This is a genomic window from Larkinella sp. C7 (assembly GCF_006149005.1).
In the GTDB taxonomy this organism is placed as follows: Bacteria; Bacteroidota; Bacteroidia; order Cytophagales; family Spirosomataceae; genus Larkinella.
Genome location: NZ_VBSL01000214.1, coordinates 1 through 379, shown reverse-complemented (window position 1 = coordinate 379; position 379 = coordinate 1). Strand labels below are relative to the sequence as shown.

1 protein-coding gene is annotated in these 379 nt (G+C 44.3%); it reads right to left on the bottom strand.

The genetic code is table 11. The features are described from left to right. Positions 1-295: ClpX C4-type zinc finger protein (locus tag FH871_RS35155; RefSeq protein WP_305036637.1), on the bottom strand; the 295-nt coding region annotated here is incomplete at its 3' end. Positions 296-379: the final 84 nt, after the last annotated feature.

Here is a 379-nt window from a genome sequence, read left to right as displayed (position 1 = left end):
AGCTGATCCGCTTGTAATGGTTGTAAACGGCAACCGCCAGTGCACGCTTAGCTCGGTCTTGACCGATGACATAGTCGTCCAAGATTTGCAGGAGTTCCTTGGGTTTTGGTACTTCCGCCAAATCAGCCAGGACTTCTTCAGCTAGCTCTTCCTTGATAATTTCTTGGGAGAGGGCCACACATTCGTTACAGATAAAAACGCCGTTACCAGCAATTATTTTTCTGACCTCTGTCTGGTTTTTCCCACAAAATGAGCAATAGACCATTGTATCATTTGTTGTTTGATTGTCTGCCATAATATCCTAATCTTCCTTCTGTTAAAAGAGTGTCCCGTAAAAGGCGTGAATGGAGTTTACGAGATTGGTCAAAGCGTTGAGGAG